Below are 883 nucleotides of genomic sequence, written 5' to 3' on the forward strand. Positions count from 1 at the left end.
CGGCGCCGACACGCTGGCCGATATCGGCCAGCACCGCCGTCACCCGCGCCGCCACCGGTGCCCCGACCCGGCCGGTCACGGCCTCGTCCACGGCCAGCCGGGCGTTGAGGTCCGCCGACACGGGCAGCGCTTCCTGCACGACCGGCACGATCGACAGTGCGTCGAGATCGGGCGAGCCGGTGGCAAAGCGGATGACGCCAGGCTCGCCGGCCACCTTGGGCGGCGGCGGTTCGGGATCCTTGCTGCAGGCCGGGAGCAGCGCAGCGAGCAGGCTGCCGGCCAGCAGGGTGGCCAGCGCACGGGTGCGGATCATGGGGTGTCCCCTCGGGCTTCGGCGGCGATCAGGCGGGCACTGGCCACGGCCTCATCGCGGCGGGCATCAATCAGGCCGAGTTCGGCCGCAGCCAGCGCCCGGCGCGCATCGAGCAGATCGGTGAGCGCCAGCGCGCCGCGCCGCCAGGCGAACTCGGCAGTGCTGGCGGCGGTGCGGGCGGCCGGCGCCAGTTCGGATTCCAGCTGCTGCCGGCGCTGGCTGGCACTGGCCAGCTGGCTGCGGGCAGCAGCGATTTCGGCGGTGGCCTGGGCCAGGGCCTTTTGCGCGGTCGCCTCGGCATCGCCGAGCGCGGCGTTGGCGACGCCGATCTCGCCGGAATAGCGGGTGCCGATCTGCAATGGCACCGACAGGCCGAAACCCACGGAACTGCCGACGCCGATCGGCAGCGGCTGGTTTTCGAACTGCACGCCCACGCTGATATCGGGGGTGCGCAGGGCGCGGGCGCCGGCCAGGAGGTGGCGGGCCTGTTCCAGCCGGGCCTGCGCCGCGGCCACATCCGGGCGCTGCTGCGCCAATTCGTCGGCCGGCAGCGTTGAGGGCAGGGGCGGC

General features: G+C 74.4%; 2 protein-coding genes. Both read right to left on the bottom strand.

Features of this window, described 5'->3' with window-relative positions:
- Positions 1-313: hypothetical protein (locus tag GJ693_RS16320; protein WP_197042312.1), on the bottom strand; the 313-nt coding region annotated here is incomplete at its 3' end.
- Positions 310-883: TolC family protein (locus GJ693_RS16325; protein ID WP_197042313.1), on the bottom strand; the 574-nt coding region annotated here is incomplete at its 5' end. The genes GJ693_RS16325 and GJ693_RS16320, both read right to left, overlap by 4 nt.

This window comes from Sandarakinorhabdus oryzae (assembly GCF_009733735.1).
Classification (GTDB): domain Bacteria; phylum Pseudomonadota; class Alphaproteobacteria; order Sphingomonadales; family Sphingomonadaceae; genus Sandarakinorhabdus; species Sandarakinorhabdus oryzae.